Source organism: Mycobacterium simulans, from assembly GCF_900232995.1.
Taxonomy (GTDB): Bacteria; Actinomycetota; Actinomycetes; order Mycobacteriales; family Mycobacteriaceae; genus Mycobacterium; species Mycobacterium simulans.
The window spans coordinates 3276530-3303026 of the sequence record NZ_OCVX01000003.1 but is presented as its reverse complement, the minus strand read 5'-3'; the positions used below and the strand labels follow the sequence as shown (position 1 = coordinate 3303026).

At 65.2% G+C, this 26497-nt stretch carries 24 protein-coding genes and 2 pseudogenes; 13 read left to right on the top strand and 13 right to left on the bottom strand.

Translation table 11 applies throughout. The features are described from left to right. Both MSIMFI_RS28975 and MSIMFI_RS15680 read left to right on the top strand, forming a co-directional pair. Positions 1–1259, top strand: a pseudogene (locus tag MSIMFI_RS28975) (hypothetical protein); the annotation flags it as partial. A 43-nt stretch (positions 1260–1302) separates the two neighbouring features. Continuing rightward, on the top strand, positions 1303–2301 hold the full coding sequence (locus MSIMFI_RS15680; protein WP_191498216.1) for an alpha/beta hydrolase: 999 nt from the start codon (positions 1303–1305) through the stop codon (positions 2299–2301). A gap of 17 nt (positions 2302–2318) precedes the next feature. Here the strand turns inward: MSIMFI_RS15680 and MSIMFI_RS15675 are convergent, their stop codons facing one another. Further along, complete coding sequence (locus MSIMFI_RS15675) at positions 2319–3614, bottom strand: salicylate synthase (protein WP_396820068.1); 1296 nt, start codon at positions 3612–3614, stop codon at positions 2319–2321. A gap of 493 nt (positions 3615–4107) precedes the next feature. Between MSIMFI_RS15675 and MSIMFI_RS15670 the strand changes: the two genes are divergently transcribed. Both MSIMFI_RS15670 and MSIMFI_RS15665 read left to right on the top strand, forming a co-directional pair. Beyond that, positions 4108–4317 carry a hypothetical protein gene (locus MSIMFI_RS15670; RefSeq protein WP_186243839.1) on the top strand — a complete coding sequence of 70 codons (210 nt, stop codon included), beginning with the start codon at positions 4108–4110 and terminating at the stop codon, positions 4315–4317. A gap of 268 nt (positions 4318–4585) precedes the next feature. Next, positions 4586–5818 (top strand): sodium-dependent bicarbonate transport family permease, encoded by a 1233-nt coding sequence (locus MSIMFI_RS15665; protein WP_191497883.1) that lies wholly within the window; start codon positions 4586–4588, stop codon positions 5816–5818. A gap of 29 nt (positions 5819–5847) precedes the next feature. Here MSIMFI_RS15665 and hemW read toward each other — a convergent pair whose 3' ends face one another. The 3 genes from hemW to MSIMFI_RS15650 form a co-directional block, all read right to left on the bottom strand. After that, positions 5848–7020, bottom strand: coding sequence for a radical SAM family heme chaperone HemW (gene hemW / locus MSIMFI_RS15660; protein WP_191497882.1), 1173 nt, complete (start codon positions 7018–7020; stop codon positions 5848–5850). 74 nt (positions 7021–7094) lie between these two features. Then, entirely contained in the window at positions 7095–7547 is a 453-nt protein-coding gene (locus tag MSIMFI_RS15655; RefSeq protein WP_191497881.1) for a transglycosylase family protein, read from the bottom strand. Next, entirely contained in the window at positions 7544–8155 is a 612-nt protein-coding gene (locus tag MSIMFI_RS15650) for a hypothetical protein (RefSeq protein ID WP_224770272.1), read from the bottom strand. Before MSIMFI_RS15650 ends, MSIMFI_RS15655 begins: the two co-directional genes overlap by 4 nt. Positions 8156–8519: 364 nt before the next feature. On the opposite strand from MSIMFI_RS15650, the gene MSIMFI_RS29690 reads away from it, so the two are divergent. From MSIMFI_RS29690 to MSIMFI_RS15635, 4 genes are all read left to right on the top strand, one after another. Beyond that, entirely contained in the window at positions 8520–8624 is a 105-nt protein-coding gene (locus tag MSIMFI_RS29690; protein WP_396820065.1) for an Ms4527A family Cys-rich leader peptide, read from the top strand. A 113-nt stretch (positions 8625–8737) separates the two neighbouring features. Beyond that, positions 8738–10408: a nitrite/sulfite reductase gene (locus MSIMFI_RS15645; protein ID WP_186243843.1), complete on the top strand. Its 1671-nt coding sequence runs from the start codon at positions 8738–8740 to the stop codon at positions 10406–10408. Beyond that, a complete protein-coding gene (locus MSIMFI_RS15640) occupies positions 10405–11145 on the top strand; it encodes a phosphoadenylyl-sulfate reductase (protein ID WP_191497880.1) in 741 nt (246 codons plus the stop codon). The genes MSIMFI_RS15645 and MSIMFI_RS15640 overlap by 4 nt, the downstream gene beginning before the upstream one ends. Further along, positions 11142–11852, top strand: coding sequence for a sirohydrochlorin chelatase (locus tag MSIMFI_RS15635; RefSeq protein WP_224770203.1), 711 nt, complete (start codon positions 11142–11144; stop codon positions 11850–11852). The genes MSIMFI_RS15640 and MSIMFI_RS15635 overlap by 4 nt, the downstream gene beginning before the upstream one ends. Positions 11853–11879: 27 nt before the next feature. On the opposite strand, the gene MSIMFI_RS15630 is transcribed toward MSIMFI_RS15635, so the two are convergent. The 5 genes from MSIMFI_RS15630 to MSIMFI_RS15610 all read right to left on the bottom strand — a co-directional run bounded on the left by MSIMFI_RS15630 (position 11880) and on the right by MSIMFI_RS15610 (position 16320). Next, positions 11880–12977: a sulfate/molybdate ABC transporter ATP-binding protein gene (locus MSIMFI_RS15630; RefSeq protein ID WP_191497878.1), complete on the bottom strand. Its 1098-nt coding sequence runs from the start codon at positions 12975–12977 to the stop codon at positions 11880–11882. A 15-nt stretch (positions 12978–12992) separates the two neighbouring features. Beyond that, complete coding sequence (cysW, locus tag MSIMFI_RS15625; protein ID WP_191497877.1) at positions 12993–13811, bottom strand: sulfate ABC transporter permease subunit CysW; 819 nt, start codon at positions 13809–13811, stop codon at positions 12993–12995. Further along, the gene (cysT, locus tag MSIMFI_RS15620) at positions 13808–14698 is read right to left on the bottom strand and encodes a sulfate ABC transporter permease subunit CysT (protein ID WP_191497876.1); all 891 of its coding nucleotides are present in this window, start codon (positions 14696–14698) and stop codon (positions 13808–13810) included. Before cysT ends, cysW begins: the two co-directional genes overlap by 4 nt. Then, the gene (locus tag MSIMFI_RS15615) at positions 14695–15753 is read right to left on the bottom strand and encodes a sulfate ABC transporter substrate-binding protein (protein WP_186243849.1); all 1059 of its coding nucleotides are present in this window, start codon (positions 15751–15753) and stop codon (positions 14695–14697) included. Before MSIMFI_RS15615 ends, cysT begins: the two co-directional genes overlap by 4 nt. Positions 15754–16113: 360 nt before the next feature. Continuing rightward, positions 16114–16320, bottom strand: coding sequence for a hypothetical protein (locus tag MSIMFI_RS15610; protein ID WP_186243850.1), 207 nt, complete (start codon positions 16318–16320; stop codon positions 16114–16116). A gap of 44 nt (positions 16321–16364) precedes the next feature. Here MSIMFI_RS15610 and MSIMFI_RS15605 point away from each other — a divergent pair. Together MSIMFI_RS15605 and MSIMFI_RS15600 are read left to right on the top strand one after the other, a co-directional pair. Next, a pseudogene (locus MSIMFI_RS15605) lies at positions 16365–17622 on the top strand (FAD-dependent oxidoreductase). A gap of 100 nt (positions 17623–17722) precedes the next feature. Next, positions 17723–19732: a glycoside hydrolase family 15 protein gene (locus MSIMFI_RS15600; RefSeq protein ID WP_224770202.1), complete on the top strand. Its 2010-nt coding sequence runs from the start codon at positions 17723–17725 to the stop codon at positions 19730–19732. 11 nt (positions 19733–19743) lie between these two features. Here MSIMFI_RS15600 and MSIMFI_RS15595 read toward each other — a convergent pair whose 3' ends face one another. Both MSIMFI_RS15595 and lepA read right to left on the bottom strand, forming a co-directional pair. Next, a complete protein-coding gene (locus tag MSIMFI_RS15595) occupies positions 19744–20499 on the bottom strand; it encodes a sensor domain-containing protein (protein WP_191497875.1) in 756 nt (251 codons plus the stop codon). Between the two features lie 2 nt (positions 20500–20501). Beyond that, entirely contained in the window at positions 20502–22463 is a 1962-nt protein-coding gene (gene lepA, locus MSIMFI_RS15590; protein ID WP_191497874.1) for a translation elongation factor 4, read from the bottom strand. Between lepA and MSIMFI_RS15585 the strand changes: the two genes are divergently transcribed. After that, positions 22442–23044: a type II toxin-antitoxin system PemK/MazF family toxin gene (locus tag MSIMFI_RS15585; protein ID WP_186243854.1), complete on the top strand. Its 603-nt coding sequence runs from the start codon at positions 22442–22444 to the stop codon at positions 23042–23044. The two genes, lepA and MSIMFI_RS15585, sit on opposite strands and share 22 nt — an antisense overlap. An 83-nt stretch (positions 23045–23127) precedes the next feature. On the opposite strand, the gene MSIMFI_RS15580 is transcribed toward MSIMFI_RS15585, so the two are convergent. Beyond that, positions 23128–23556, bottom strand: coding sequence for a CBS domain-containing protein (locus MSIMFI_RS15580; RefSeq protein ID WP_191497873.1), 429 nt, complete (start codon positions 23554–23556; stop codon positions 23128–23130). Positions 23557–23670: 114 nt separating this feature from the next. Here MSIMFI_RS15580 and MSIMFI_RS15575 point away from each other — a divergent pair, with 114 nt between their 5' ends. Further along, the gene (locus MSIMFI_RS15575; protein WP_191497872.1) at positions 23671–24525 is read left to right on the top strand and encodes a ribonuclease Z; all 855 of its coding nucleotides are present in this window, start codon (positions 23671–23673) and stop codon (positions 24523–24525) included. Here MSIMFI_RS15575 and MSIMFI_RS15570 read toward each other — a convergent pair. Then, a complete protein-coding gene (locus MSIMFI_RS15570) occupies positions 24493–25152 on the bottom strand; it encodes a hypothetical protein (RefSeq protein WP_224770201.1) in 660 nt (219 codons plus the stop codon). The genes MSIMFI_RS15575 and MSIMFI_RS15570 overlap by 33 nt on opposite strands. Before the next feature lie 109 nt (positions 25153–25261). On the opposite strand from MSIMFI_RS15570, the gene MSIMFI_RS15565 reads away from it, so the two are divergent. Further along, positions 25262–26497, top strand: a 1236-nt coding sequence (locus MSIMFI_RS15565) for a PE family protein (RefSeq protein ID WP_224770200.1), incomplete at its 3' end; no start/stop codon positions are given.

The following is a 26497-nucleotide window of genomic DNA, read 5'->3' as shown; positions in this document are numbered from 1 at the left end:
GCGGATCTGGGGGCGCCGCCACCGTCGCCGGTGGCAACGGCGGGAATGGCGGCAACGGCGGGGCCGCAGGATGGCTGTACGGCAATGGCGGCGCCGGCGGGGCGGGCGGCACCGGCGCCAACGGCGCCGACGGCGTCAATCCCACACCTCTCGCCCCGACTGGCCGCGCCGCGGACGGCACAGACGGAGGCCGTGGGTCGCCGACCGGTGGCAATGGCACGACGGGCGCCGACGGCACGAGTGACACGCAGGCCGGCGGTACGGGAGGCAATGGCGGCAACGGCAGCGGCGTCGCCGCGCCCACTCCAGGTACCGGCGGTGACGGCGGCAACGGCGGCAACGGCGGCACAAGTGCTGTCGCCGGCACCATCGGCGGCACCGGCGGCGCCGGCGGTCTTGGCGTGGGCGGCGATAGCACCGGCAACGGCGTCGGCGCCACCGGCACCGGCGGCAAGGGCGGCACCGGCGGAACCGGCGGCCTCGGCGCGACGGGTGGTGCGGGCGGTAGCGGCGGAGACGGTGTTGGCGGCAGTGGCACCGTCGGGCCCGGCAACGGCGGCGGCATCGGCCAGGGCGGCGACGGCGGCACCGGAGGCACCGGCGGAGTGGGTGGCGGCACCGGCGGCCAGGGCGGTCTCGGCGGCAGCGGCTACGGCGGCAACAGCCTGGCCAACACCTTTGGCGGCATCGGAGGCAACGGTGGTGCCGGTGGTACCGGTGGCGTCGGCGCGGCAGGTCAATCCGGCGGACACGGCGGCACCGGCGGAGCCGGCGGTCGCGGCGGGTTACTCGTTGGGGTTGGCGGTGATGGTGGGGTCGGCGGCGCTGGCGGACTCGGCGGTCACGGTGACGTGGGCGGTCGCGGCGGTCAAGGCGGCGAGGGCGGCCCAGGCTTCGGCTCCAACTCCAAGGATCAAGGCTCGGGGACCGGCGTCGGCGGCAAGGGCGGCATCGGTGGTGATGGCGGCGACGGCGGCGACGGTGGTCGCGGCGGCGATGGCGGTCGCGGCGGCAACGCCGGCGCTGGCGGCCTGTTCGGCCACGCCGGCACCCCAGGAAGCGGCGGAGCCGGCGCCGGCGGCGGGACCGGCGGTGCCGGCGGCGCCTATGGCGACGGTGGCCAGGGCGGCAAGGGCTTGGGCACGGGCGGCGGGCAAGGCATTGACGGAGGGCCCGGCAACCACGGGATGAATAACGGCGACCCGGGTACCGACGGCATCGATGGAATCGACGGCGCACCCGGTCAAGTCGTCGGTTGACTGCCATTGACCAATGTCAACTTTTGATATGAACTGCGTTGCCATGGACAACGGCGTTCCGGTGCGTGGGTCCCTGCGATCCCGTGGCGCAGTAGCGGTGAGTTCACTGATGCTGCGGCCGATCACCGCGGCGATTCCGCCGGACCGCGCGTGGGGCATCTGGGCGTCCCGCCAGCTCATCGCCAGGCTCATGGGCACATTTGGACGGTCGCTGGCGGGCACGCGCGTCGAAGCGGTCAACTCGGTCCTACCCGACGGACGCCGGGTCATCGGTGAATGGGTCTACGGGCCGCACATGCCGACCGGGGCCAGTCGCAATAGCGGAGCGATCTATTACGTGCACGGCAGCGGCTTTACGATGTGTTCGCCCCGCACCCACCGGCGGTTGACCTCATGGCTGTCGTCGCTGACCGGACTGCCGGTGTTCAGTATCGATTACCGGCTCGCGCCGCGGTACCGCTTTCCGACCGCGGCCGACGATGTGCGCGCGGGCTGGGAGTGGTTGCCGCAAGCGTGCGGTGTGCCCCCCGAAGCCATTGTGATAGCCGGCGATTCGGCCGGCGGGCATCTGACGGTGGACATGCTGCTGCAACCCGACGTCGCCGCGAACCCGCCGGCAGCGCTGGTCCTGTTCTCACCGCTGATCGACCTCACGTTCGGGCTCTGCGCCGCTCGTGAGGTGCAACGCCCCGATCCCGCCGTCCGGGCTGCGGTGGCGGCTCGAGTGGTCGCGTTGTACTACGCCGGAGTCGATCCCGACCACCATCGCCTGAAGCTCGACGTCGCCCGCGGGCCACAACTTCCTCCTACGCTGATCCAGGCCGGCGGTGCCGAAATGCTGGAGGCCGATGCGCGTCAACTCGCCGCCGACATCCGTGCCGCCGGCGGCAGTTGCGAACTGCAAGTGTGGCCCGACCAGGTTCACGTATTCCAGGCGCTGCCGCGGTTGTCGCCGGAGGCGCCCAAAGCTCTGGCGTACGTTGCCCGATTCATCGCGAACTCGCTGTCGGTTCCGAGCACGGTCACGGACCGGGCGGGCTGACCGGTGATGGCTGAACGCTATTGCCGCTCAACCAGGTACGGCGCGAGCGTGGACAGCTTCTCGCAGGTCTCCTCGAATTCGCGATCGGGCTCCGATGCCTCGATAATCCCCGCGCCCGCCCGAAGCCAGGTCCGCCCGTCGCGCGCGTAGGCCGCCCGCAGAGTCAGCGCCGCGTCGAGGCCACCGTCTGCCGAAAACATCACCACCGCACCGGAATACAGACCGCGCGGGCTCGCGTCGAGACGCAAGATGGCTTCGACTCCACTCGCTTTCGGGATTCCCGACGCGGTGACCGCAGGAAAAAGCGCCTCTAGGGCGTCCATCCGGTCACTCGACGGGTCCAGCCGCGCGCTGATCGTTGAGCCGAGGTGTTGCACGCTCCCACGCTCACGCACCGCCATGAAATCGATGACGGCCGCAGTTCCCTGTTCGGCGACCTCGGCGATCTCCTGAAGTGACGTTCGAACCGAAATAGCGTGCTCAACAATTTCTTTCGAATTCGATTCCAGATCGTCGCGAGCCCGTCGGTCATGCGCGGGACCGCGGCCCAGCGCGCGCGTGCCGGCTAGCGGCTCAGTGACCACCGAACCGTCGGGGTGGACCGCCGCGACAAGTTCCGGGCTGTATCCCAGAGCGCGAATTCCACCGAGCCGCAACATAAACGACCTCACCGGGGTGTTGTGGCGGCGCCCGAACCGATATGTCGATGGGAAGTCGAGCTCGAAAGGCACTTCGACACAACGAGACAGGATTACCTTGTGGTAACTGCCCGCATCGATCTCCCGGACAGCGACGGCCACCCGATCGCGGTAGCCCGACGGGTCGGCAGACAGGTCGATCGCGCGGGACCTCGGAACCTCGCGCACCCCATCGTGAACTAACCGTTCCACCGCCTCGCGATGGCGAACCTCCGCGCCGGAAAGGTGAATCTGCTCCTGGGTCACCACAATGCGGGTACGGGGCCAAAAGACCCGGGCAAGCGGCGTATGCGGCGCCAGCCGCTGCTGCAGCCCATAACGGTAGACGCCGAATTCGAAGGCGAGCCACCCAAAGGCTTGATCGGTCTCCAATAACAGCCGGTCGACGGTTTCACCTAGAACGTGTCCCGGCCGTCCCGACCACTGCTGCCGCCGCGTCACACCATCGCGAATTACGCGCAGTTCGTCGCTATCCAGCTCCACCATCGCCTGCACGCCCGCGGCGAGGACCCATTGACCGTCGTATTCGTAGAGCAGGTATTCCTCGCCCGCCGGCTCCATCACTACCGCGGCCAGCTCGGCAGCCAGATCAGCGGGGTCAATGTGCGCAGGCATGGGGATGGACACTGACGCAGTGCTGACAGAACTCGCCTGGACGCTGGCCTCGGTCACAGCTAGTAAATGTAGCCTAACCTACGTAGATGTGCGCGGCCCCTCCCGGATCTGCTGGCGTCGTAGCATCGAGGTTCAGGTAATTCTCACGTGGAATAAATAGCTGGTGCTCGTCCGAGGCACATCCCACGCACGTCGGCTGGCGGACACCCAGCCCTCTTTTGCCCGCAGTTTCCGCAGGCAGCAAGGGGCAACACGCAGTTTCACGGACGTTCAGAACCGAACCCGCCGCACACGTGAGACACCAAACGTTTCCCAACCGTTTACCGTCCGGTAGTGCCGCGGCCTGTTGCCATCTTAGGAATTCTCCTAGCATCACTACCTAACCGCGCGGACCGGCCGGTTGAGCGATTTGTGCAACAAGTTGTTGAAATTTCGTTCAGACAACGCGATCGCACCGGCGCCATTAGGGGCCAATCACAGGGAAGGTCATCACATGTTCGTCATCCGACTCCTTGACGGCGAAGAAATCAAAGGCGAATGCGACGAACTCACGATCAACCAGGAAACCGGCGTACTTACCGTTTGCCGGATCGACGGTTTCGAGGAGATCACCACGCACTACTCGCCTGCTGCGTGGCGGTCAGTGACGCACCGCAAGCGTGATATCGCTGTCCGGCCGTCGCTAGTTTCCTCCGCGCGCTGACGCGGCGCGCCCAAACTGGCAGCACATTCACAGAAACCCCATACCGGTCGCACATTGACCGCACATTGACCAGCGCAGCGGTGATTGCCGCACGTACCAACCACTTTCGCATCGGGAAATTCGAATAAGTCCCGATATTTCCGCACGCATCTCGAGTGGCGGTTTGGCATCAGCCCCGTTAAATTCTCAAGGTCGTCTTTGGATGTTCGCGGTCGCCCCACTGACGGTCGGTGCTTCCTTATTGCCGCATGACGCTCGGGAGGGGCCAATGCTGCATGAGTTCTGGGTGAACTTCACCCACAATCTGTTCAAGCCACTGCTGCTTTTCTTCTACTTCGGTTTCCTCATCCCGATCCTTAAGGTGCGGTTCGAGTTCCCGTATGTGATCTATCAGGGCCTGACCATGTACCTGCTGCTGGCAATCGGCTGGCACGGGGGCGAAGAGCTCGCCAGAATAAAACCGTCCAGCATCGGCCTCATCGTCGGATTCATGGTCTTGGGCTTCGTGCTGAATTTCTTGATCGGAGGTCTGGCCTACGTCCTGCTGAGCCGCATGAGTGCCATGCGGCGAGTGGACAAGGCCACGGTCGCCGGCTACTACGGGTCGGATTCGGCAGGGACCTTTGCCACCTGCGTGGCATTTCTGACCAGCGTCGGAATCGCTTTCAACGCCTACATGCCGGTCATGCTCGCCGTCATGGAGATTCCCGGCTGTCTGGTGGTCCTGTTGCTGGTGGCGCGGCTGCGCCACCGTGGGATGGACCAGGCGGGCTTTATGCCCGATGAGCCTGGCTACACCGCACCGGCAAAGATCGGGCCAGGCACGGCCGCTCGACCCGCCCAAGGCCGGAGCCTGCAGACCGAGCACGAGCGTGAGATCGAGCAGGAGTTGGAGCTCTCGCTGGAAAAGTGCGAACATCCGGACGAGGACCGGGACCAAGCAAAAAAGAGCGGGAAGACGACGTCGCTGTTCTCCCGAGAGCTGTTTCAGGAAGTTTTCCTCAACCCGGGTTTGTGCCTCCTACTGGGCGGCATCATCATCGGCCTCATCAGTGGACTGCAGGGCGAGAAGGTCGTCCACGACGACGACACTTTTTTCGTCACGGCCTTCCAGGGTGTGCTCGCGCTGTTCCTGCTCGAGATGGGAATGACGGCCTCCCGAAAGTTGCGGGATCTGCGGTCCGCGGGCGCCGGTTTCATCTTCTTCGGTCTGTTGGCACCGAATCTCTTTGCCACGCTCGGGATCTTCGTCGCCCACAGTTACGCCTACCTCACAAATACCGAGTTCAAGCCAGGCACCTACGTGCTGTTCGCGGTGCTGTGTGGCGCGGCGTCCTACATCGCCGTCCCGGCCGTGCAGCGACTTGCGATCCCCGAGGCCAGCCCGACCTTGCCGCTGGCGGCATCACTGGGTTTGACATTCTCCTACAACGTCACGATCGGGATCCCGCTCTACATTGAGATCGTCCGCATCGTCGGAGACTGGTTCCCCACCATTTGAGATCGGGTGAGACCCCCTCCGAGCGCTGATCACCCCAGCAGCGTTCGCACCACCGCGTCGGCCAACAACCGGCCGCGGCCGGTCAGGACGAGCCTGTCCCCCTCGGATACCAGCAAACCGTCCGCCACCGCACCGTCGGCGCGCTCGCGTTCGGCGGCAGTTAGCCGATCCAGCGGCAACCCTTGGCGCAGCCGGATTTTCAGCAACACATCTTCGGTGTGCAGCGCGTCGGCGCCAAGCTGCTCAAAGCCCGCCACCGGCAGCGTCGCATCGTTCAGCAGCTGCGCATAGGTGTTGGGATGCTTGACATTCCACCAGCGGGTCGCGCCGACGTAACCGTGTGCCCCCGGCCCTGCGCCCCACCACTGGCCACCATCCCAGTAGCCAAGGTTGTGCCGGCACTCGCCGCCCGGCCGGCACCAGTTGGACACCTCGTACCAGTTCAACCCCGCCGCCGCGAGCCGCGCGTCGACCAGCTCGTAACGATGTGCCAGCACGTCGTCGTCGGGCGCGGCCAGCTCGCCGCTCCGGACCCGCCGGGCCATCGCGGTGCCCTTCTCGACGACCAAGGCATACGCGGACACATGATCGACACCGGCCTGCAGCGCAGCGTCCACGGAACGCACCAAGTCGTCATCGGACTCCCCCGGGGTCCCATAGATCAGGTCCAGGTTGACATGCTCGAAGCCCGCTGACATCGCCTCGCGGGCCGCGGCCGCCGCCCGCCCCGGCGAGTGCACCCGATCGAGCGTCGCCAGCACCCGCGGTGCCACCGACTGCATGCCCAGCGACACCCGGGTATACCCGGCTTCGCGGATGGCCGCGAAGAACTCCGGCCAGGTCGACTCGGGATTGGCCTCGGTGGTGACTTCGGCATCAGGTGCCAGCACGAAATGATCCCGCACCATAGCCAGCAGCGCGGCCAGGCGCTCACCCCCGAGCTGCGATGGCGTCCCCCCGCCGACGAACACGGTGTCGACCGTCGGTGCGTCCAGCCGCGCAGCGGCCAGCTCCAGCTCCGTCCGTAATGCCTGTAACCAGGCGTCCGGGTTGACACCGCCCAGCTCGGCTGGGGTGTAGGTGTTGAAATCGCAATACCCGCAACGAGTTACGCAGAACGGCACATGCACGTACAACCCGACGGGCTGTCCCGGACCCGGCCGCACGCCGGGTAGGTCAACCGGTGCCTCGCGAAGGGCCATGCCAAATCGTCGCATGGCGACCGGGCCTACAGGATGGCGGCCCGGCCTGTTAGGCCGCCTCGAATTGCGCCAGCTCAGTCGTCGTTGTTCCCCATACAACCCCCGCTTGACGCCATCAGGGCCGTCAGGATGTGGGTCAGGGAGCCCGCGGGGGCTTCACCACGACTACAAGCGCTGCACCTCGGCCACGCGCCCGGCCCTTGAGTGGCCATGATCCGGTCTGCGACTTCGATTTGCCCGTCAGAGTTAGTGGTCGACGGCAATCCGGCTCCGCCGTTGCCCTGCCACGTCGGCTCGCTGATCTGCAGACCACCGTAGAGGCCATTGCCCGTATTAGCCGCCCAATTGCCGCCGGATTCACATTGCGCGATGGCTTGCCAATTGACGCTGTCCGCGTGTGAGCTGCCAGTTGATACGGCGACTGACAAGACCGGGACGGCACCCGCGATGGCGGTCACCGCGAGCAACCAGTGCACGCCGCTACGCGTGCCACCGCTGGATTGCCTCGCCCTGAGCTCCAACTTCATACCAGCTGTACCTTCCTTGCCACCCAACGACCGTCCCGCTTCACCATCGTCAACTTGATGCGACTGTGGTCGATCTGAGATCGCGGGCTATTGCGATTACTTATCGATTCGTCGACGAACATCAGGACCACAACCTTGTTGGGCGTAGCCGACTTCACCGCGGCCTCGACGATAGAGCCGCGCGTGTGAACCTGGTTGTCAACCAACATCTGACGAAGCTGTTGACGAGATTTGCCATACGAATCCTTGAACTCGCCGGTCGAGCCGTCGAGGATGTCGCCGGACTTTGCGTCGACCGCGTCCGAGTCAACGTTGGTCAGTTTGACGATGTAGTTGCGCGCGGCGGCAAGCGCCTCCTCGGCGGCCTCGTTCCTCTGGTGCTCTTGGAACAGCACCCAGCCCCCAAACCCCAACCCGGCCACAGCCAAGACCACAGCAGCGGCAATTGCGCCCAGCCAGCGGGTCTTCAGCCGGGCCGCGCGACCAGCACCGTCATCGTCGGTGACCGTAGCCACCGATTCACCGTTTTGGGCAGGCGGCGTTTCTACTGAATCGCCGTCGTCGGCGGGTCCACGGGCGGCACTCGCGCCCTCTCCGGACGAGATCATGTCATTCACTGGGGCTTCCTATCGCGCTGTAATTACGGCAGATCACCCGACGGCGTGGAGCACAATCGCTTGATCTTGAAACACACGTCACTCTAGATACCTATAGCCACAGTTGTCACTACGAACACTCGACCTAGGCGCCATTTGCGGGTCGGTGACCACCCAAGGTCCGAGCCGACCGGGGCCCGACGACTCCGCTGGCCATCAACGAAGTTCCCGCGGCTACCGACCGAGGACCAAATTTCTCAGGGCATTCCCGGTCCTGTTTGCCCAACCACCCAGGATTGCCCCCTAGTTTTAATCATCGTGAGAAGAAATTTGGCCTGGTCGCGCGGTTGGTCGCCATCCGTGGCAGAATGGGCCCGTGACCGCCGCCAAACCGAGCCTGCGCCCCGGCCTTCGGCCAGGGCTCGTGACACGACGGCATATCGACCTCAAGCGTGTCTGCAGCTGTAGCTGTCTGCCTTGATGTCGTAGACCCAGCCCACCTGTACCTCCAGCTGGCCACCGGATCTGCGCCGCCCGGAGAATCGGTGTTTGCGCGGTCCAAGGCCGACGACGTTCGCGAAGGAGAACCGTCGAATGACCACGGCACGTCCCGCCAAGGCCCCCCGCAATGAGGGCCAGTGGGCGCTGGGCAATCGCGAGCCGCTCAACGCCAATGAAGAGATGAAGAAGGCCGGCAACCCGCTCGACGTCCGGGAACGCATCGAGAACATCTACGCCAAGCGCGGTTTCGACAGCATCGACAAGGGCGATCTGCGCGGCCGCTTCCGCTGGTGGGGGCTTTACACCCAGCGCGAGCAAGGCTACGACGGCTCATGGACGGGCGACGAGAACATCGACAAGCTCGAGGCCAAATATTTCATGATGCGGGTGCGCTGCGACGGCGGCGCGATCTCGGCAGCGGCGCTGCGCACGCTCGGCCAGATCTCGACCGAGTTCGCCAGGGACACCGCCGACATCTCCGATCGGGAGAATCTCCAATATCACTGGATCGAGGTGGAGAACGTCCCCGAGATCTGGCGCCGGCTCGACGAGGTGGGGCTACAGACCACCGAGGCATGCGGTGACTGCCCCCGCGTGGTGCTGGGTTCGCCCCTGGCCGGTGAGTCGCTCGACGAGGTGCTCGACCCTACCTGGGCGATCGAGGAGATCGTCCGCCGCTACATTGGCAAGCCCGACTTCGCCGACCTGCCGCGCAAGTACAAGACCGCCATCTCGGGTCTGCAAGACGTTGCACACGAAATCAACGACGTCGCGTTCATCGGCGTCAACCATCCCGATCACGGGCCCGGCCTGGACCTATGGGTCGGCGGCGGCCTGTCGACCAACCCGATGCTGGCCCAGCGCCTCGGTGCCTGGGTCCCGCTGGATGAGGTGCCCGAGGTGTGGGCGGCGGTGACCTCGATCTTCCGCGACTACGGCTACCGACGGCTGCGGTCCAAGGCACGGTTGAAGTTCTTGCTCAAAGACTGGGGCGTAGCCAAGTTCCGCGAAGTCCTCGAAACCGAATACCTCAAACGTCGGCTGATCGACGGTCCGGCGCCCGAGCCGATCAAGCATCCAATCGACCATGTCGGCGTACAGCGGCTCAAGAACGGGCGCAACGCCGTCGGGGCTTCCCCCATCGCCGGGCGGGTGTCCGGCACCGTCCTGACGGCGGTGGCAGAGCTGGCCGAGCGGGCCGGTTCGGACCGGATCCGGTTCACCCCCTACCAGAAGCTGGTCATCCTCGACGTTTCCGACGACAAGCTCGACGAGACGATCGCCGGCCTGGAAAAGCTGGGTCTGCAAACACGTCCATCGCATTGGCGCCGGAATCTGATGGCGTGCAGCGGTATTGAGTTCTGCAAGCTGTCGTTCGCCGAAACCCGGGTCCGGGCACAATCTTTGGCGCCCGAGTTGGAGCGTCGGCTCGAGGACATCAACTCTCGGCTTGACGTGCCGATCACGGTCAATATCAACGGCTGCCCCAACTCGTGTGCGCGAATTCAAATCGCCGACATCGGGTTCAAGGGACAGATGGTCGATGACGGGCACGGCGGCTCGGTAGAGGGCTTCCAGGTGCACCTGGGTGGCAGCCTCGGCCTGGATAGCGGATTCGGGCGAAAACTGCGCCAACACAAGGTCACCAGCGACGAGCTGGGCGAATACATCGAACGGGTGACTCGCAACTTCATCAAACACCGCAACGACGGTGAACGCTTCGCGCAGTGGGCAATTCGGGCCGAGGAGGACGACCTGCGATGAGCGAATCGACCAGGCAGACCGAACCCGAGTTGCGTGAGCTGGCCGCGCGGGGCGCGGCCGAACTCGACGGCGCCAACGCCACCGAACTGCTGGAATGGACCGAGCGAACTTTCGGCGGAGTCAACGGACCCCGCGGGTGGGCGACGTGCAATTACGTGGTGGCCTCCAACATGCAAGACGCGGTGCTGGTGGATCTAGCCGCCAAGGTGCGCCCCGGCGTCCCGGTAATGTTCCTCGACACCGGCTATCACTTCGTGGAGACGATTGGCACCCGGGATGCAGTCGAATCCGTTTACGACATAAGGGTTCTCAATATCACACCGGAACACACGGTCGCCGAGCAGGACGAACTGCTGGGCAAGGACCTGTTCGCCCGTGATCCCGGCGAATGCTGCCGACTGCGCAAGGTCGTCCCGCTGGGTAAGGCGCTGCGCGGCTACTCCGCGTGGGTGACCGGGCTACGCCGGGTCGAGGCACCGACCCGCGCCAACGCTCCGCTGATCAGTTTCGACGAGGCGTTCAAGCTGGTGAAAATCAATCCGCTGGCAGCCTGGACCGACCAGGACATACAGGACTACATCGCCGAGCACGACGTACTGGTCAATCCGCTTGTCTACGAGGGTTATCCGTCGATCGGGTGCGCCCCATGCACGGCCAAACCCGCCGAGGGCGCCGACCCACGCAGCGGGCGCTGGCAGGGATTGGCCAAGACCGAATGCGGATTGCACGCCTCATGACACTCGTACTGACAGCGCACGGAAGTGCCGATCTCCGGTCGGCGGCCAACGCACGGGCCGTCGCGCGACGAGTTGCGCGCATGCGGCCCGAGGTCGATGTCCGGGTTGCGTTCTGCGAGCACAATTCTCCAGGCCTGGTCGAGGTGCTCAACGGCTGCCCTGGCGCGGTTGTCGTCACTCCCCTGCTGCTGGCCGACGCCTACCATGCCCGCGTCGACATCCCCGGTCAGATCGCCAGCTGTGTTGCCAGTCATCGGGTGTGCCAAGCCGACGTGCTCGGCGAGGACGATCGGCTGGTCGCAGTGCTGCGGCAGCGGGTGACCGAGTTGGGCGTTTCCCTGCTTGACGACACCCTCGGTGTGCTCGTGGTGGCAATCGGCTCGTCGAACGCCGTCGCCAACGCGCACACCGCCGAAGTGGCGCCGCGGCTGTTGACGGGAACACGCTGGACGGCCGCGACGACGGCGTTCGCCACCCGTCCGGAACCGTCATTGGCCGAATCCGTCAAAGGGTTACGGCGTCGCGGCGCCCGCCGGGTGGTTATCGCGCCGTGGTTCCTGGCTCCAGGGCGCGTGCCCGATCGGGTGCAGCGCTTCGCGCGGGGTGCTGGCATCGCGATGGCAGCACCGCTGGGCGCCCACCGGTTGGTGGCCGAGACGGTGCTGGACCGCTTCGATCAGGCGGCGGCGCAGCGGGTAGCGGCCTGAGCGACGATCGGCCAGCAGAACGCGCTCTTAGGCCCGGGTCAGCGTGCTCTCATCCTCGTCGGCGCCGCCATCGCGCACCGGCACAACCTCGTTGGGTATCGGCGGTACCCGGGTGGCCCGCACGTAGACCGTGTCGCCCTCGCGAAGGGCCAGCGCCTCGGCATCGCCACGCGTGATCTGGGCGGTGAAAGGGCTACCCGTGGCCGCGCTGGTCAGCTCCACGCGCACCTCGAAACCCAGCACCACGACGCGGTCAACGGTCGCGCGCACGACACCGATCGACTCCGCGGATCCGTCGCCACCGGCGATGGCCATCGCCGGGTTACGACCTACCCGAATGTCGTGTGGGCGTACCAGCGCACCATTCAATGTGGATACCGTTCCCAGGAAGGACATTACGAACGCGCTCGCCGGGGTGTCATAGACATCGGTCGGGGATCCGACCTGCTCTATACGTCCCTTGTTCAGCACGGCAATTCGATTGGCAACGTCCAGCGCCTCGGCCTGATCGTGGGTGACCAACACCGTTGTGACATGTACCTCTTCATGCAGGCGGCGCAGCCAGGCTCGCAGGTCTTCACGCACTTTGGCGTCCAGCGCGCCAAACGGCTCGTCAAGCAACAGCACTTCTGGGTCGACCGCCAGCGCCCGGGCCAACGCCATCCGCTGACGTTGACCACCGGATAGCTGATTGGGATAGCGGTTCTGAAAGCCGCTCAGCCCCACCACTTCCAGTAGGTTGTCAACCTTCGCCTTGATCTCGGCCTTGGGACGCTTGCGGATCTTCAACCCGAACGCCACGTTGTCACGGACAGTTAAATGCTTGAACGCCGCATAGTGCTGGAACACAAATCCGATGCCGCGGCGCTGGGGCGGAACCCTTGTCACATCACGACCATTGATCGTGACGGTTCCCGAATCGGGCTGGTCAAGGCCGGCGATGGTGCGCAACAGCGTCGACTTGCCCGAACCGCTGGGACCCAGCAACGCTGTCAGCGAACCGGCGGGAACGACGAAATCCACGTGGTCCAAGGCGACGAAATCGCCGTATTGCTTATAGGCGTCGCGCACGACGATCGCGTGCTCGCGCTGGGTGGTCGCACTGTCGGTCGCGGCGGCGCTCATTTCACGGTCTCCTTGTCAGGCATGGTTGGCCGCTCGTGCTCGGCGGGCGTCCAGAATCACCTGGACAATCAGGACTACCACTGCAACAGCCATCAGCAGTGTCGAAAGCGCATAGGCGCCGTACTCAGCCCCTCGGTTGTAGCGGTCCGAAACCAGCAGCGTCAGCGTCTGAGATTCCCCCGGCAGGTTGGACGAAACCATGATCACCGCACCGTATTCGCCGCGGGTACGTGCAATCGTGAGCACGATGCCGTAGGTCAGGCCCCACCGGATGGACGGCAGCGTGATCCGCCAGAATGTCTGCCACCAGCCGGCACCCAGCGTCGCGGCCGCCTGCTCCTGTTCGGTTCCCAACTCGTGCAGCACCGGTTCGACCTCGCGCACCACGAACGGCAGGGTGACGAAGATGCTCGCCAGCACGATGCCGGGCAGACCGAAGATGATCTTCAAGCCGAGGTCTTTCTCAACAAAGCCCAACGCACCACCCGATCCCCACAGCACGATCAGCGCGACGCCCACGATGACGGGCGATACCGCAAACGGCAGATCGATGACCGCCTGCAACACGCCTTTACCACGAAATCGGTTGCGCGCAAGGACGAGCGCCGTCGGAATACCGAAGATCACATTCAGCGGCACCACAATGGCCACCACCAGCAGCGACAAGTTCAGCGCCGACACCGCCGCCGGTGTGCTGACCCACGCGTAGAACTGACCGAACCCCGGCGCAAAGGTGCGCCATAAGATCAGGGCCACCGGAATTACCAGCAGCACAACGATATACGTCAGCGCGGCGAAACGGAGGACATAGCGAATCCTAGGCGGTGATGTCACTGCGTCATCTCCTCGCGCTTGGCCGCATGCGCGCCGACGATTCGCAAAATCACGAGTACGACGAACGAGATCGATAGCAGCACAATGGATATGGCGGAAGCCCCGGTGCGGTCGTCGTTCTCGATCAAAGTCCGGATCCACTGTGAGGAAACCTCGGTTTTTCCGGGCACGGCGCCGCCGATCAAGACCACCGAACCGAATTCACCGATGGCGCGCGAGAATGCCAGTCCTGCGCCGGACAACAACGCCGGCGTCAGCGACGGCAACACCACGGAGGTGAAGATCCTCGCGCCGTTGGCCCCCAGTGACGCCGCCGCCTCCTCGGTCTCGCGATCAATTTCCATCAGCACCGGTTGGACGGCACGCACCACGAACGGCAACGTAACGAACGCCAGCGCCACCCCCACGCCCCACTCGGTGTGCTGCAGATGAACACCCACCGGGCTGTGCGGCCCATACAGCGCCAGCATTACCAGGCTGGCGACGATCGTGGGCAGCGCGAACGGCAGGTCGATGATCGCATCGACGAGCCGTTTGCCGACGAAGTCGTCGCGCACCAGTACCCAGGCGATCAGCAGACCGAATACGGTGTTGATGACCGTGACTCCGGCGGAAATGGTGAGCGTCACCTGCAACGAATCCAGCGCCGCACGCGACGTAACCGCCAGCCGGAAAGCCTGCCAGCCACCGTCGACGGCCTGCCAAGCGATGGCGGCCAGCGGTAGCAGCACGATCACCGAAAGCCACAGCGTCGCCACCCCGACTCGCAGTGACGTGGTCTCTGACCGGCGGGAAAGGTGCTGCCACAGGCCACCACCGTCAGGCTGGTCGAGCTCGGGCCGGATCGCCTCGGGGGTAAGGCTTGCGCCCGAAGTAGATCCAGTCATCCGGTGGCCTTCGTGTAGATCTTGGTGATGCTGCCGGTGCTCTTATCGAACAGTTGCGGATCTACGGCGCTCCAGCCACCGAGGTCGGCGATCGTCCACAGTTTCACCGGTACCGGAAACTGGGCTCTGAACTCAGCGGCGACCGCCGGATCGACCGGACGGAAACCCGCCTGCGCCCACAATCGCTGCGCCTGCGCCGTGTACTGGAAGTTCTTGAACGCGACCGCGGTTTCAAGGTGAGCGCTGGTGTTGACCACCGCCAGCGGATTTTCGATCTTGAAAGTCTGCGGCGGGGTGACGTGTTCGACCGCCTTGCCCGCCCGCTCGGTGGCGATGGCCTCGTTTTCATAGCTGATCAGCACGTCACCGCTGCCCTGGACGAACACATCGGTGGCTTCTCGTGCCGAAGCTGGACGCATTTTGACGTGTTCAGTCACCAACCGGTCGACAAAGTCGATTCCCGCTTGGCCGTTGTGGCCGCCTTCACTCTTGACCGCGTACGGGGCGAGCAAGTTCCACTTGGCTGAGCCCGAACTCAGCGGACTGGGCGTGATGACCTCCACGCCGGGCCGCACCAAGTCATCCCAGTCTTTGATGTGCTTCGGATTACCCTTACGCACCACAAACGTCACCACCGACCCGAACGGGATACCTTTGGTGGCGTCGGTATCCCAATCCTTAGAAACCTTGCCGGCCTTGACCAACCGGGTGATGTCGGGTTCCACCGACAAATTCACCAGATCAGCCGGCTTACCTTCGGCAACGCCGCGGGACTGATCGCCGGACGCCCCATATGAGGTAATTACCTGCACACCTTCGCCAAGCTGGGATGCGTTGAACGCGGGAATCACGTTGCTCCAGCCGGGCTCTGGGGCGGAGTAGGCGACCAGTGTGATACTCGTGCGCGCATTGCCCGACCCCCCACTCCCGACCACGTCGCTGGGACCGCCCTGGCACGCCGCGGCACCGCCGACGCTCACGGCCAACGCGACACCAAGTGCGGCAAGGTGACGAAGGCGCCGTGCGCTCCATATGTCGCGAGACCTTGGCGACATTTACGACCTTCCAGTACGGGACTTGTGGGCGGGACTTGGTTCTTGGTCCCGTAACGACGGAAGGCGACTGATCAGAACTCAGGGAATCTCACGAACTCCACACCAGACCGCGTACGGGTTGGGAGTCAGCGACAACAGTGCACGTCAGCCACGGCGCAGAGCACCGCGGCCACATTCGGGCAGCCGAGCGCAAACACACTGCGCTCCAAGACACCCGATGCTGCCTGCATGGCGCGAAGCTTAACAGAATTCGCTGAACCGTCATCTCGGGCAGGCCTCAGTGGGTAAGCAACCACGTGGCGATCACCAACACCACGAGAGTGACAAGAACCAGCGTGACGTGCGAGCGAGGCATGCGCATTACCCGGACGCTTCGTCGGGGTGGTCGGCGCGGCGGCCCATCAACTGGATTCCCTGTCCGAGCAGGGCGTCCAGCAATGTCGCCGTAAGGTAGGCCAAAGCCAGCACGACCGGCATCACCGCCAGTGTCTGAAGCACGAAGGGGAGGCCGGAAAGCCACAGCTCGACGCTGTCCCACCAATTCAGGAACCCGTTCATCGAGCCCACCTTATTAGGCCACCACCGGCAAACCAATATGCCAGGATCGGCGAATGCTCGGCGATAGCGGCGAAACTAGCTGTCTCATCGTCGGCGGCGGACCCGCGGGCATGATGCTTGGACTGCTATTGGCGCGCCGCGGAATTGACGTCACGCTGATGGAAAAGCACGCTGACTTCCTGCGTGACTTCCGGGGGGGTACGGTGCACGCGAGCACCCTGCGCCTACTTGACGAACTCGGCTTGGGATCGCGGTTCGCCCAGGTACCACGTCGGCTGATCGACACCATATGGATGCAGCTGCAGGGCCAGCCGGTCGACCTCGACCTGAGTCGCTCCCCGGCGCGCATCAACCCATCGCCCTGGTGCCGCAATGGGATTTCCTGGAACTGCTGGCCTCCAAAGAGATGGGCGCCGAGGCCGAGCCCAACTTCCGGCTGCTGCGCAGCACCGAGGTGACCGGGGTGATCCGGGGCGCGGGACGCGACCGCGGCCGCATCATCGGGGTGACCTACCGTGACCAGGCCGGCGAATCCAAACAGATGCGCGCCACGCTGACGGTGGCCTGTGACGGCCGCACATCGACCGTTCGCTCGGCACTAGGCCTGCAACCCCGAGCGTTCGGTGCGCTGATGGACGTGTGGTGGTTCCGGCTCCCTCGCCAAAACGACGATCCGACAGGACTTGCCGGCATTTTCAATGCCGGACACGGGGCCATCATGATCGACGGCGGGGACTACTACCAGATCGCCTACATCATCCCGAAAGGTACCGATACCGAGATGCGGGCGCAGGGCATCGAAGGGTTGCACCGGGTGCTGGTGAATATGGCACCTGGATCGCCGACCGTATCGGCACATTGAAGTCGTTTGACGACGTGAAACTGCTTGACGTGCAACTTAATCGGCTGCGGCGATGGTACTCCGACGGGGTATTGTTCATCGGCGACGCGGCGCACGCGATGTCGCCGGTCGGCGGAGTCGGCATCAACCTTGCAGTCGCGGACGCCGTCGCCGCCGCACGCCTGCTCGCCGGCCCGCTGCGCTTCGGTCGGGTGTCGGGGCATGTCTCCAGGCGGCGGCTGGCGCGGGTACAGACACGCCGCTGGGTACCGACGGCGATTCTGCAGGCGGCTCAACGGATGATCCATACCAAGGTGGTCTCGGTCGCGGTGGCCAGCGCCGACCCTGAACCGGGTCACGTCATAGGGCTGGTGAGCCGGTCAGTTGTGTTGCGGCGGGTGATCGGCTACATGGTGGCGATCGGTCCGCTTCCCGAACACGCGCCCAAGTTTGGCAGGCGCGCGAGCTAGGGGCGATCGCAAGCGCGCGCAGCGGGTCGCCACCATCGCGGCTGAGCCACGCCTGAGCAGAAGGTGGACGCCGGGCAGGTCGACAGATGATGATGTCGGGATGGTCCTGGACGCCCAAGAAGACCCGCCAACAGACCCGCCAACAGACCTTGCCCCGACGTCACTCGAATTGAACGGGCCCGCGATCTTCACATCCAGCTCGCCGCTGCGTAATCCGTTCCCCCCGATTGCCGATTACGCGTTCCTGTCCGATTGGGAGACGACGTGCCTGATCTCACCGGCCGGTTCGGTGGAGTGGCTGTGTGTGCCCCGACCGGACTCCCCGAGTGTGTTCGGCGCGATCTTGGACCGCAGCGCCGGCCATTTCCGGCTGGGCCCCTACGGCGTCTCGGTGCCCTCGGCTCGCCGCTACCTTCCCGGCAGCCTGATCATGGAAACCACCTGGCAGACCCCCACCGGCTGGCTCATCGTGCGTGACGCGCTGGTAATGGGACCGTGGCACGACATCGAGCGGCGATCTCGAACGCATCGTCGTACACCGATGGACTGGGACGCAGAGCACATCCTGCTGCGCACCGTACGTTGCGTCAGCGGCACCGTGGAGTTGATGATGAGCTGCGAGCCGGCGTTCGACTACCACCGCCTTGGCGCCACCTGGGAGTACTCGGCCAGCGCGTACGGCGAGGCCATCGCCCGCGCCAGCAAGCAACCGGACGACCACCCGACGCTGCGGCTGACCACCAACCTCAACATCGGACTGGAGGGCCGTGAGGCGCGGGCACGCACCCGGATGAAAGAGGGCGACGACGTGTTCGTCGCCCTGAGCTGGACCAAGCACCCGGCGCCGCAGACTTACGAAGAGGCCGCCGACAAGATGTGGCAAACCACCGAGTGTTGGCGCCAGTGGATCAATATCGGAAACTTCCCCGACCACCCGTGGCGGGCCTACCTGCAGCGCAGCGCGCTCACCTTGAAGGGGTTGACATACTCGCCTACCGGCGCGCTGCTGGCCGCCAGCACCACCTCGCTTCCGGAAACACCACGGGGCGAACGCAACTGGGACTACCGCTACGCCTGGATTCGTGACTCCACGTTCGCACTGTGGGGCCTGTACACCTTGGGGTTGGACCGCGAGGCCGACGACTTCTTCGCGTTTATCGCCGACGTGTCCGGCGCCAACAACAACGAACGCCACCCGCTTCAAGTGATGTACGGAGTAGGTGGTGAGCGCAGCTTGGTCGAAGACGAACTGCACCACCTGTCCGGCTACGACCACGCCCGCCCGGTACGGATCGGCAACGGCGCCTACGACCAGGTGCAGCACGACATTTGGGGTTCGATCCTCGACTCGTTCTACCTGCACGCCAAATCCCGCGAGCAGGTCCCCGAGACCCTGTGGCCAGTGCTCAAGAAACAGGTCGAAGAGGCGATCAAACACTGGCGTGAACCCGACCGGGGAATCTGGGAAGTGCGCGGGGAGCCACAGCATTTCACCTCGTCGAAGGTGATGTGCTGGGTGGCCCTGGACCGCGGCGCCAAGCTGGCCGAGCGGCAGGGCGAGAAGAGCTACGCCCAGCAGTGGCGGACCATCGCCGAGGAGATCAAGGCCGACATCCTGGAGCACGGGGTCGACTCACGCGGGGTGTTCACCCAGCGCTATGGCAGTGATGCGCTGGACGCCTCGCTGCTGCTGGTGGTGTTGACTCGGTTCCTGCCATCGGATGACCCACGGGTGCGCAACACCGTGCTGGCCATCGCCGAGGAGCTCACCTCGGAAGGCCTGGTGCTGCGGTACCGGGTCGAAGAGACCGACGACGGGCTGTCCGGCGAGGAGGGCACGTTCACGATCTGCTCGTTCTGGCTGGTGTCAGCGTTGGTCGAGATCGGCGAGGTGGGTCGCGCCAAGCGGTTGTGTGAGCGGCTGTTGTCGTTCGCCAGCCCGCTGCACCTGTACGCCGAGGAGATCGAGCCACGAACCGGCCGGCACCTGGGCAACTTCCCGCAAGCGTTCACCCACCTGGCACTGATCAACGCGGTGGTGCACGTGATCCGGGCCGAGGAAGAGGCCGACGGCTCCGGAACGTTCCAGCCCGCCAACGCGCCCGTCTAGGTTCGCTGGCATCAGCTCAGCGCGCTGATCCTGTCCATCATGACGTGTGCGATATCGATGGCGCTGGTGTTGGGATCCCCCGATCCTTGATCAGACGGACTTTGGGTGCTGAAGAACGTGACCTCAACCTCAACAAGGCAATTCACCCGGACCCCGATGGCCCGTGCTTCCGGCCGCTTTCCGCTTGGCGCGGCGGACAATTGAACGAAAACCGTTGACGCAAGGACAGAGTTGGCCACCCGAACGTCGGTAACCTGGTTAGCGAAATTGAGACCGCTCCCCTCGATGGTCACGGTCTTGCCATTGCAGCCCTCCCACTGCTCGGAGAACTTGGCAAACAGGGCGTCGGCGTCGACGGCCGTCGGCAGCGCAACCACCGCTTCTGCGACACTGATTACCTTCGCGGGACCCCCTGCGTTCCACCATGACTCGCGCGCGACATTCTTCACGTCGGCGGAAGCGTAGGCACTTCGCACCGTCATCGTGGAAACCCCGGCGCACTCCACGGGCGATATCACTCCGAAGCCCACCTGCAACTTTTCGGGTCCACCAAATCGTGGCGGTAGGTGAGTATCAGCCTTAAAAGGCTGGTTGAGAATTTTTGACAGCGCAGCGTCGTCGAGGAGTGCCTGCTTGATGGTTTCCCCGGCGACCGGACGCGGCGTAAGCCCCGGTGCCGGTTGCGGGTTGCCGGCGATGGCGTGGGTGCAACCGGTGGCCAGAATGACCACCAACAGCGCGGCATAGCAGCGGGTTTTGCGGGCCATCCCTACTTCTTGCCCTTGTCCGCTGCGGCTTCGGTGGACAGTGCGGCGACGAACGCTTCCTGGGGCACCTCGACCCGCCCGATGGTCTTCATCCGCTTCTTGCCTTCCTTCTGCTTCTCGAGAAGTTTGCGCTTGCGCGTGATGTCGCCGCCGTAGCACTTCGATAGCACGTCCTTGCGGATCGCCCGGATATTCTCGCGCGCAATGATTTTCGATCCGATGGCGGCCTGCACCGGCACTTCGAACTGCTGGCGCGGAATCAGCTCCTTGAGCTTGGTCGTCATCTTGTTGCCGTATGCGAACGCCGAATCCTTGTGGACAATCGCGCTGAACGCGTCGACCGCCTCGCCCTGCAGCAAGATGTCGACCTTGACCAGCTGGGCCTCCTGCTCGCCCGCCTCCTCGTAGTCCAGGCTCGCGTAACCGCGGGTGCGCGATTTCAGCGAGTCGAAGAAGTCAAAGATGATCTCCCCCAACGGCATTGTGTAGCGCAGTTCCACCCGCTCGGGCGACAGATAGTCCATGCCGCCCAACTCGCCACGGCGCGACTGGCACAGCTCCATGATCGTGCCGATGAACTCACTGGGCGCGATGATGGTCGTCTTGACGACGGGCTCGTACACCGTGCGGATCTTGCCCTCGGGCCAGTCCGACGGGTTGGTCACCTGCATTTCGATGCCGTCTTCTTTTACGACTCGGTATACGACGTTCGGCGACGTCGAGATCAGGTCCAGGTCGAACTCGCGTTCCAGGCGCTCCCTGGTGATCTCCATGTGCAGCAGGCCCAGGAAGCCGCACCGGAACCCAAAGCCCAGTGCCACCGAGGTTTCCGGCTCGTAGGTGAGTGCGGCGTCGTTGAGCTGCAGCTTGTCCAGGGCGTCGCGCAGATTCGGATACTCCGAGCCGTCGACGGGATACAGCCCGGAGTAGACCATCGGTTTCGGCTCGCGGTAGCCGGTCAGCGCTTCGGCGGCGCCGCGGCGAGCGGTGGTCACGGTGTCGCCGACCTTGGACTGGCGGACATCCTTGACGCCGGTGATCAGGTAGCCCACCTCACCGACGCCCAGACCCTCGCTAGCCTTCGGCTCGGGCGAGACGATGCCGACCTCGAGCAGCTCGTGAGTGGCGCCGGTGGACATCATCGCGATCCGCTCACGCGGGCTGATTTTGCCGTCGACCACGCGCACGTAGGTCACCACGCCGCGGTAGATGTCGTAGACGGAGTCGAAGATCATGGCCCGGGTGGGCGCGTCGGCATCGCCTTGCGGGGGCGGAACTTCATGCACGACGTGGTCGAGCAGGTCGGCCACGCCTTCGCCGGTCTTGCCGGACACGCGCAGCACGTCACTGGGCTCACAGCCGATGATGTGGGCGATCTCGCCCGCATAGCGATCCGGGTCGGCGGCGGGCAGGTCGATCTTGTTGAGCACCGGGATGATGTGCAGATCGCGGTCCAGCGCCAGGTAGAGGTTCGCCAGCGTCTGCGCCTCGATGCCTTGTGCGGCATCGACGAGTAGCACCGCGCCTTCGCAGGCCTCCAGCGCGCGCGACACCTCGTAGGTGAAGTCGACGTGGCCGGGTGTGTCGATCAGGTGCAGCACGTACTCGGTGTCATCCACTCGCCACGGCAGCCGCACGTTCTGGGCCTTGATGGTGATGCCGCGTTCCCGCTCGATATCCATCCGGTCCAGGTACTGAGCCCGCATCGAGCGCTCGTCGACCACCCCGGTCAGCTGCAGCATTCGGTCGGCCAGCGTCGACTTGCCGTGGTCGATGTGAGCGATGATGCAGAAGTTCCGAATCTGCGCCGGCGGGGTGAAGGTCTTGTCGGCAAAACTGCTGATGGGAATCTCCTGGAGCGGGCGTTTACGGATGTCCAGCGTATCGGTGTCGGGCACTGGCGACCCAATCGCGCTGGGCCGATCGCGTCTATGCTGCGAACATGGCGTCTGCCAGGAAGTCACAGTGGAAGACGTTCCAGCGTTTCGCGGAGAACCTCGTGTTCAACGAGGGTCCCAAACTTGTCCGTCAGATACAGAACACCCAGAACACACTGCGGACCATCCAGCAAGCCGTCAAGGTCACCGCCAACATCATGGTCTCGGCTGTCCCGTCACCGCCCGCAGAGATTACCGCGGGTCGCCCAGTGACCAGCACCAGCTTCCCGACCGCCCAGCGGGCGCGAAAACTGGTCTATGCCCCGGATCTGGATGGGCGGGCCGATCCCGGGGAGATCGTGTGGACGTGGGTCGTCTACGAAGACGATCCCACCCGGGGCAAGGATCGACCGGTCCTAGTGGTGGGTCGGGACCGTAGCGTCCTGCTGGGGCTGATTCTGTCCAGTCGAGAACACCACGCTAATGACCGAGACTGGGTTGGGATCGGTTCTGGCGATTGGGATTACGAGGGCAAACAGAGCTGGGTGCGACTGGACCGCGTGCTCGACGTGCCGGAGGAAAGCATCCGCCGCGAGGGTGCGATTCTGGATCGCGAGACCTTCGAAGTGGTGGCCGCCCGGCTGCGCGCCGAATACTCGTGGCGGTAGGGCTTGGCGTTGCGCCGCGAGCGTAACCGGACTGCGATTTTCGGCGTCGGATTTCGCAGTGTGGTTACGCTCGCGGGGAAGAATCAGCCTTGAGTGATGTAGGACTGCAGCTGCTGCTGCTCGGCCTCGAGTTCACCCATCCGCGTCTTCACCACATCGCCGATGCTGACGATGCCAATCAACTTCTTGCCGTCGAGCACCGGCACGTGCCGCACCCGGTTCTGCGTCATCAGGACGCTGATTCGGTCGACCGTGTCGGATTTCGTGCATGTGGCGACGGCACTGGTCATGATCTTCGAGACGGGGCGCGACAGGACGCTGGCGCCATGCGTATGAAGCTGGCGCACCACATCGCGTTCCGACACGATGCCGACCACCCCTTCGTCGCCCACCACGACCATGGCGCCGATGTTCTGCTCGGCCAGGCCGGCGAGCAGCTCCCGGACCGTCGCGTCGGGATTGATCGTCACCACCGCCGCGCCCTTATGCCGCAAGACGTCCGAGATCCGCATCAAGCCCTCCCGTCGGTTGTGAGCCGCTTCACACCAGGCTACGGCTAGTTCGCGTGCCGGGAAAGCCAACACCCGAACGCGTCGCCAATCCGCAATCCGGTAAGGATTAGGACCATGATCGAGATCACGTTGCTCGGAACCGGGAGCCCTATCCCCGACCCCAACAGGGCGGGGCCGGCGACGCTGATACGGGCGGGCGGACAGGTGTTCCTCGTGGATTGCGGGCGCGGCGTGTTGCAACGCGCGGCAGCAGTCGGAGTGGGCGCGGCAGGATTGTCGGCGCTATTGCTCACCCACCTGCACAGCGACCACATCGCCGAGCTCGGCGACCTGCTCATCACGAGTTGGGTCACCAACTTCGCGCCGGATCCGGCGCCACTGCAGGTGATCGGCCCACCTGGGACAGCGCAGACGGTGGAGGCGACGCTGAAGGCATTCGGCCACGACATCGGCTACCGGATCGCCCATCACGCCGATCTGAATGCGCCGCCACCGATCGAGGTCCACGAATACACCGACGGCCCGGTGTGGGACCGCGACGGAGTGACGATCCGGGTGGCCCCCACCGATCACCGGCCGGTCGCGCCGACGATTGGATTCCGGGTCGAATCCGGCCCCCAAGACAGCAAAGCGTCGGTGGTCCTGGCCGGTGACACCGTGCCCTGCGCCAGTCTGGACGCGCTGGCCGCCGGTGCAGATGCCTTGGTACACACCGTGATCCGTAAGGACCTCATCGCCAACGTCCCACAACAGCGCTTCCAGGACATCTGCGATTACCACTCGTCGGTGCAGGAGGCGGCGGCAACCGCGGCCCGCGCCGGGGTGGCCACGCTGGTCCTGACGCACTACGTGCCGGCCCTCGTGCCGGGGCAGGAGGAGCAGTGGCGGGCGCTGGCCAACACCGAGTTCAACGGTCAGATCGAACTCGGCGACGACCTACACCGTATTGAGGTGCGCGCGCGGCAATAGCGCGCCGGCCACTACCAGCCAGACCAGCGCCGACACCCGGGCGATCGGCAGGATCACGCCCAGTTCCGGCCAGGCCAACACGACCGCCGTCAGTTCGGCCAGCACCGCGATCGCCAGCCCGGTACAAGCCGCTGGTCTCGACAGCAGCCCCAGCGTCAGGCTCGGCAACGCGATACCGGCGATCAACATGCCAAGGGTGACGAGATGTCCCGGGCCACCGACCAGAAACACCAGAAAGTAGATCGCGCGCACCAGCGCAGCGTCCGCAGTGACGTCGGGCCGCGACAACGTCCACCCCAGCAACCCGGTCAGACCCAACGCGCCCGCAGCCAGCGTGCCACCGACCATCGCAATCGCGGCGGCCGTCGGCGTCACACCGAGCTGCCGCAACCGGGCGGCGACGGCCGCCGCGTAGATCGCCAGCGGCACCGATGAGGCGAACACGCAGCCGGCGATTACCTGAACCGCCACCGGCTCGGCGCGCACGTAAGCCTGCACAGCCGTCGCCGGCCCATAGGGCAGCGGCATCACACCGCCCAGTGCGACGCCGGCGGCAATACCACCGAACAACAGCCCAAGGCAGACCAGCAACGGCAGCACCAGCGGGCGCTTATCTGAATCGCTCATATCCCTGAATGTTGCCCAGCTGCGAGGAAATTGTTTGTCGGAAACGCGAACACGGCCTCCGATGATCCATACGATTTGTTTGACAGCCGTCAACTTTGGAGGTGCTTAGTTGTCGTACGTATTTGCCGGGCCGGAGGCAATCCTTGCGCGCGCCGCAGACTTGGCCGGAATCGGGTCGGCAATCACGCAGGCCAACGCGTTCGCCGCGACCCAGACCGTCGGTCTGCAGGCGGCCGCCGCTGATGAGGTGTCCATGGCCGTCGCGGCGCTCTTTGGATCGCATGCCCAGAGCTACCAGACCATCAGTGCCCAGATGGCGGCATTCCACGAGCAGATGGTGCAGACCCTCACCAATACTGCAGGCGCATATGCCAGCGCGGAGGCCAACATCCAGCAGAGCCTGCTCGGGGCGATCAATGCGCCGGCACAAGCGCTGCTGGGCCGGCCGTTTATCGGCGACGGCGCCGACGGCGGAACCTTCGGCGGAGTCGGGCAAGCCGGCGAAGACGGCGGCATCCTGTGGGGCAACGGCGGCAGGGGCGGGGACAGCACCAAAGCCGGAGTGGCCGGCGGTAACGGCGGGGCCGCCGGGCTGTTCGGCAACGGCGGGGCCGGCGGCAGGGGCGGCAACAGTCTCACAGGGGACGGCGGCAATGGCGGCGCCGGCGGCCAGGGCGGCTGGTGGCTCGGCAATGGTGGTGCCGGCGGTGTCGGCGGAAACGGCGGCAATGCCGGCAACGACGTCTTTCCTAAGGGCGGAGCGGGCGGACTCGGCGGCAATGCCGGGCTGATCGGTGCCGGCGGAGCCGGTGGGAATGGCGGGCTCGGCACCGCGGGCGCAACCGGCGGGGCCGGCGGGGACGGCGGCAGTGTCGGGCTGCTCGGCTCCGCTGGAGCAGGTGGTCACGGCGGAGCCAGCGACGCACCCGGAGGAGTCGGCGGGCGTGGCGGCAATGGCGGCGACGGCGGGTTCCTGAACGGCAACGGCGGCGCCGGAGGTGACGGCGGCAGCGGGTACTTCTCGGCCGGGAACGGCGGCACTGGCGGGAAATCGGGATTTGTGTCCGGGTTGGGTGGCGCCGGTGGCAACGGCGCTAGTTCCGTTGCCACCGGCGATCATCCCGGCAGAGGCGGTGCTGGCGGCTACGGTGGCCCGGGAGGGTTATTCGGCGTCGGCGGCAACGGCGGCAACGGCGGCAACGGCATCAACCTGCAGGTCGCGGGCGGCCCCGGCGGCAGCGGGGGCTCCGCCGGGCTCGTCGGCTTTGGGGGCGGAGGCGGGCAGGGGGGGGCCCGTCTCTTATTCACATCTCCGGGGCCACCAGGCAGGCAGAAAACTCGGAGG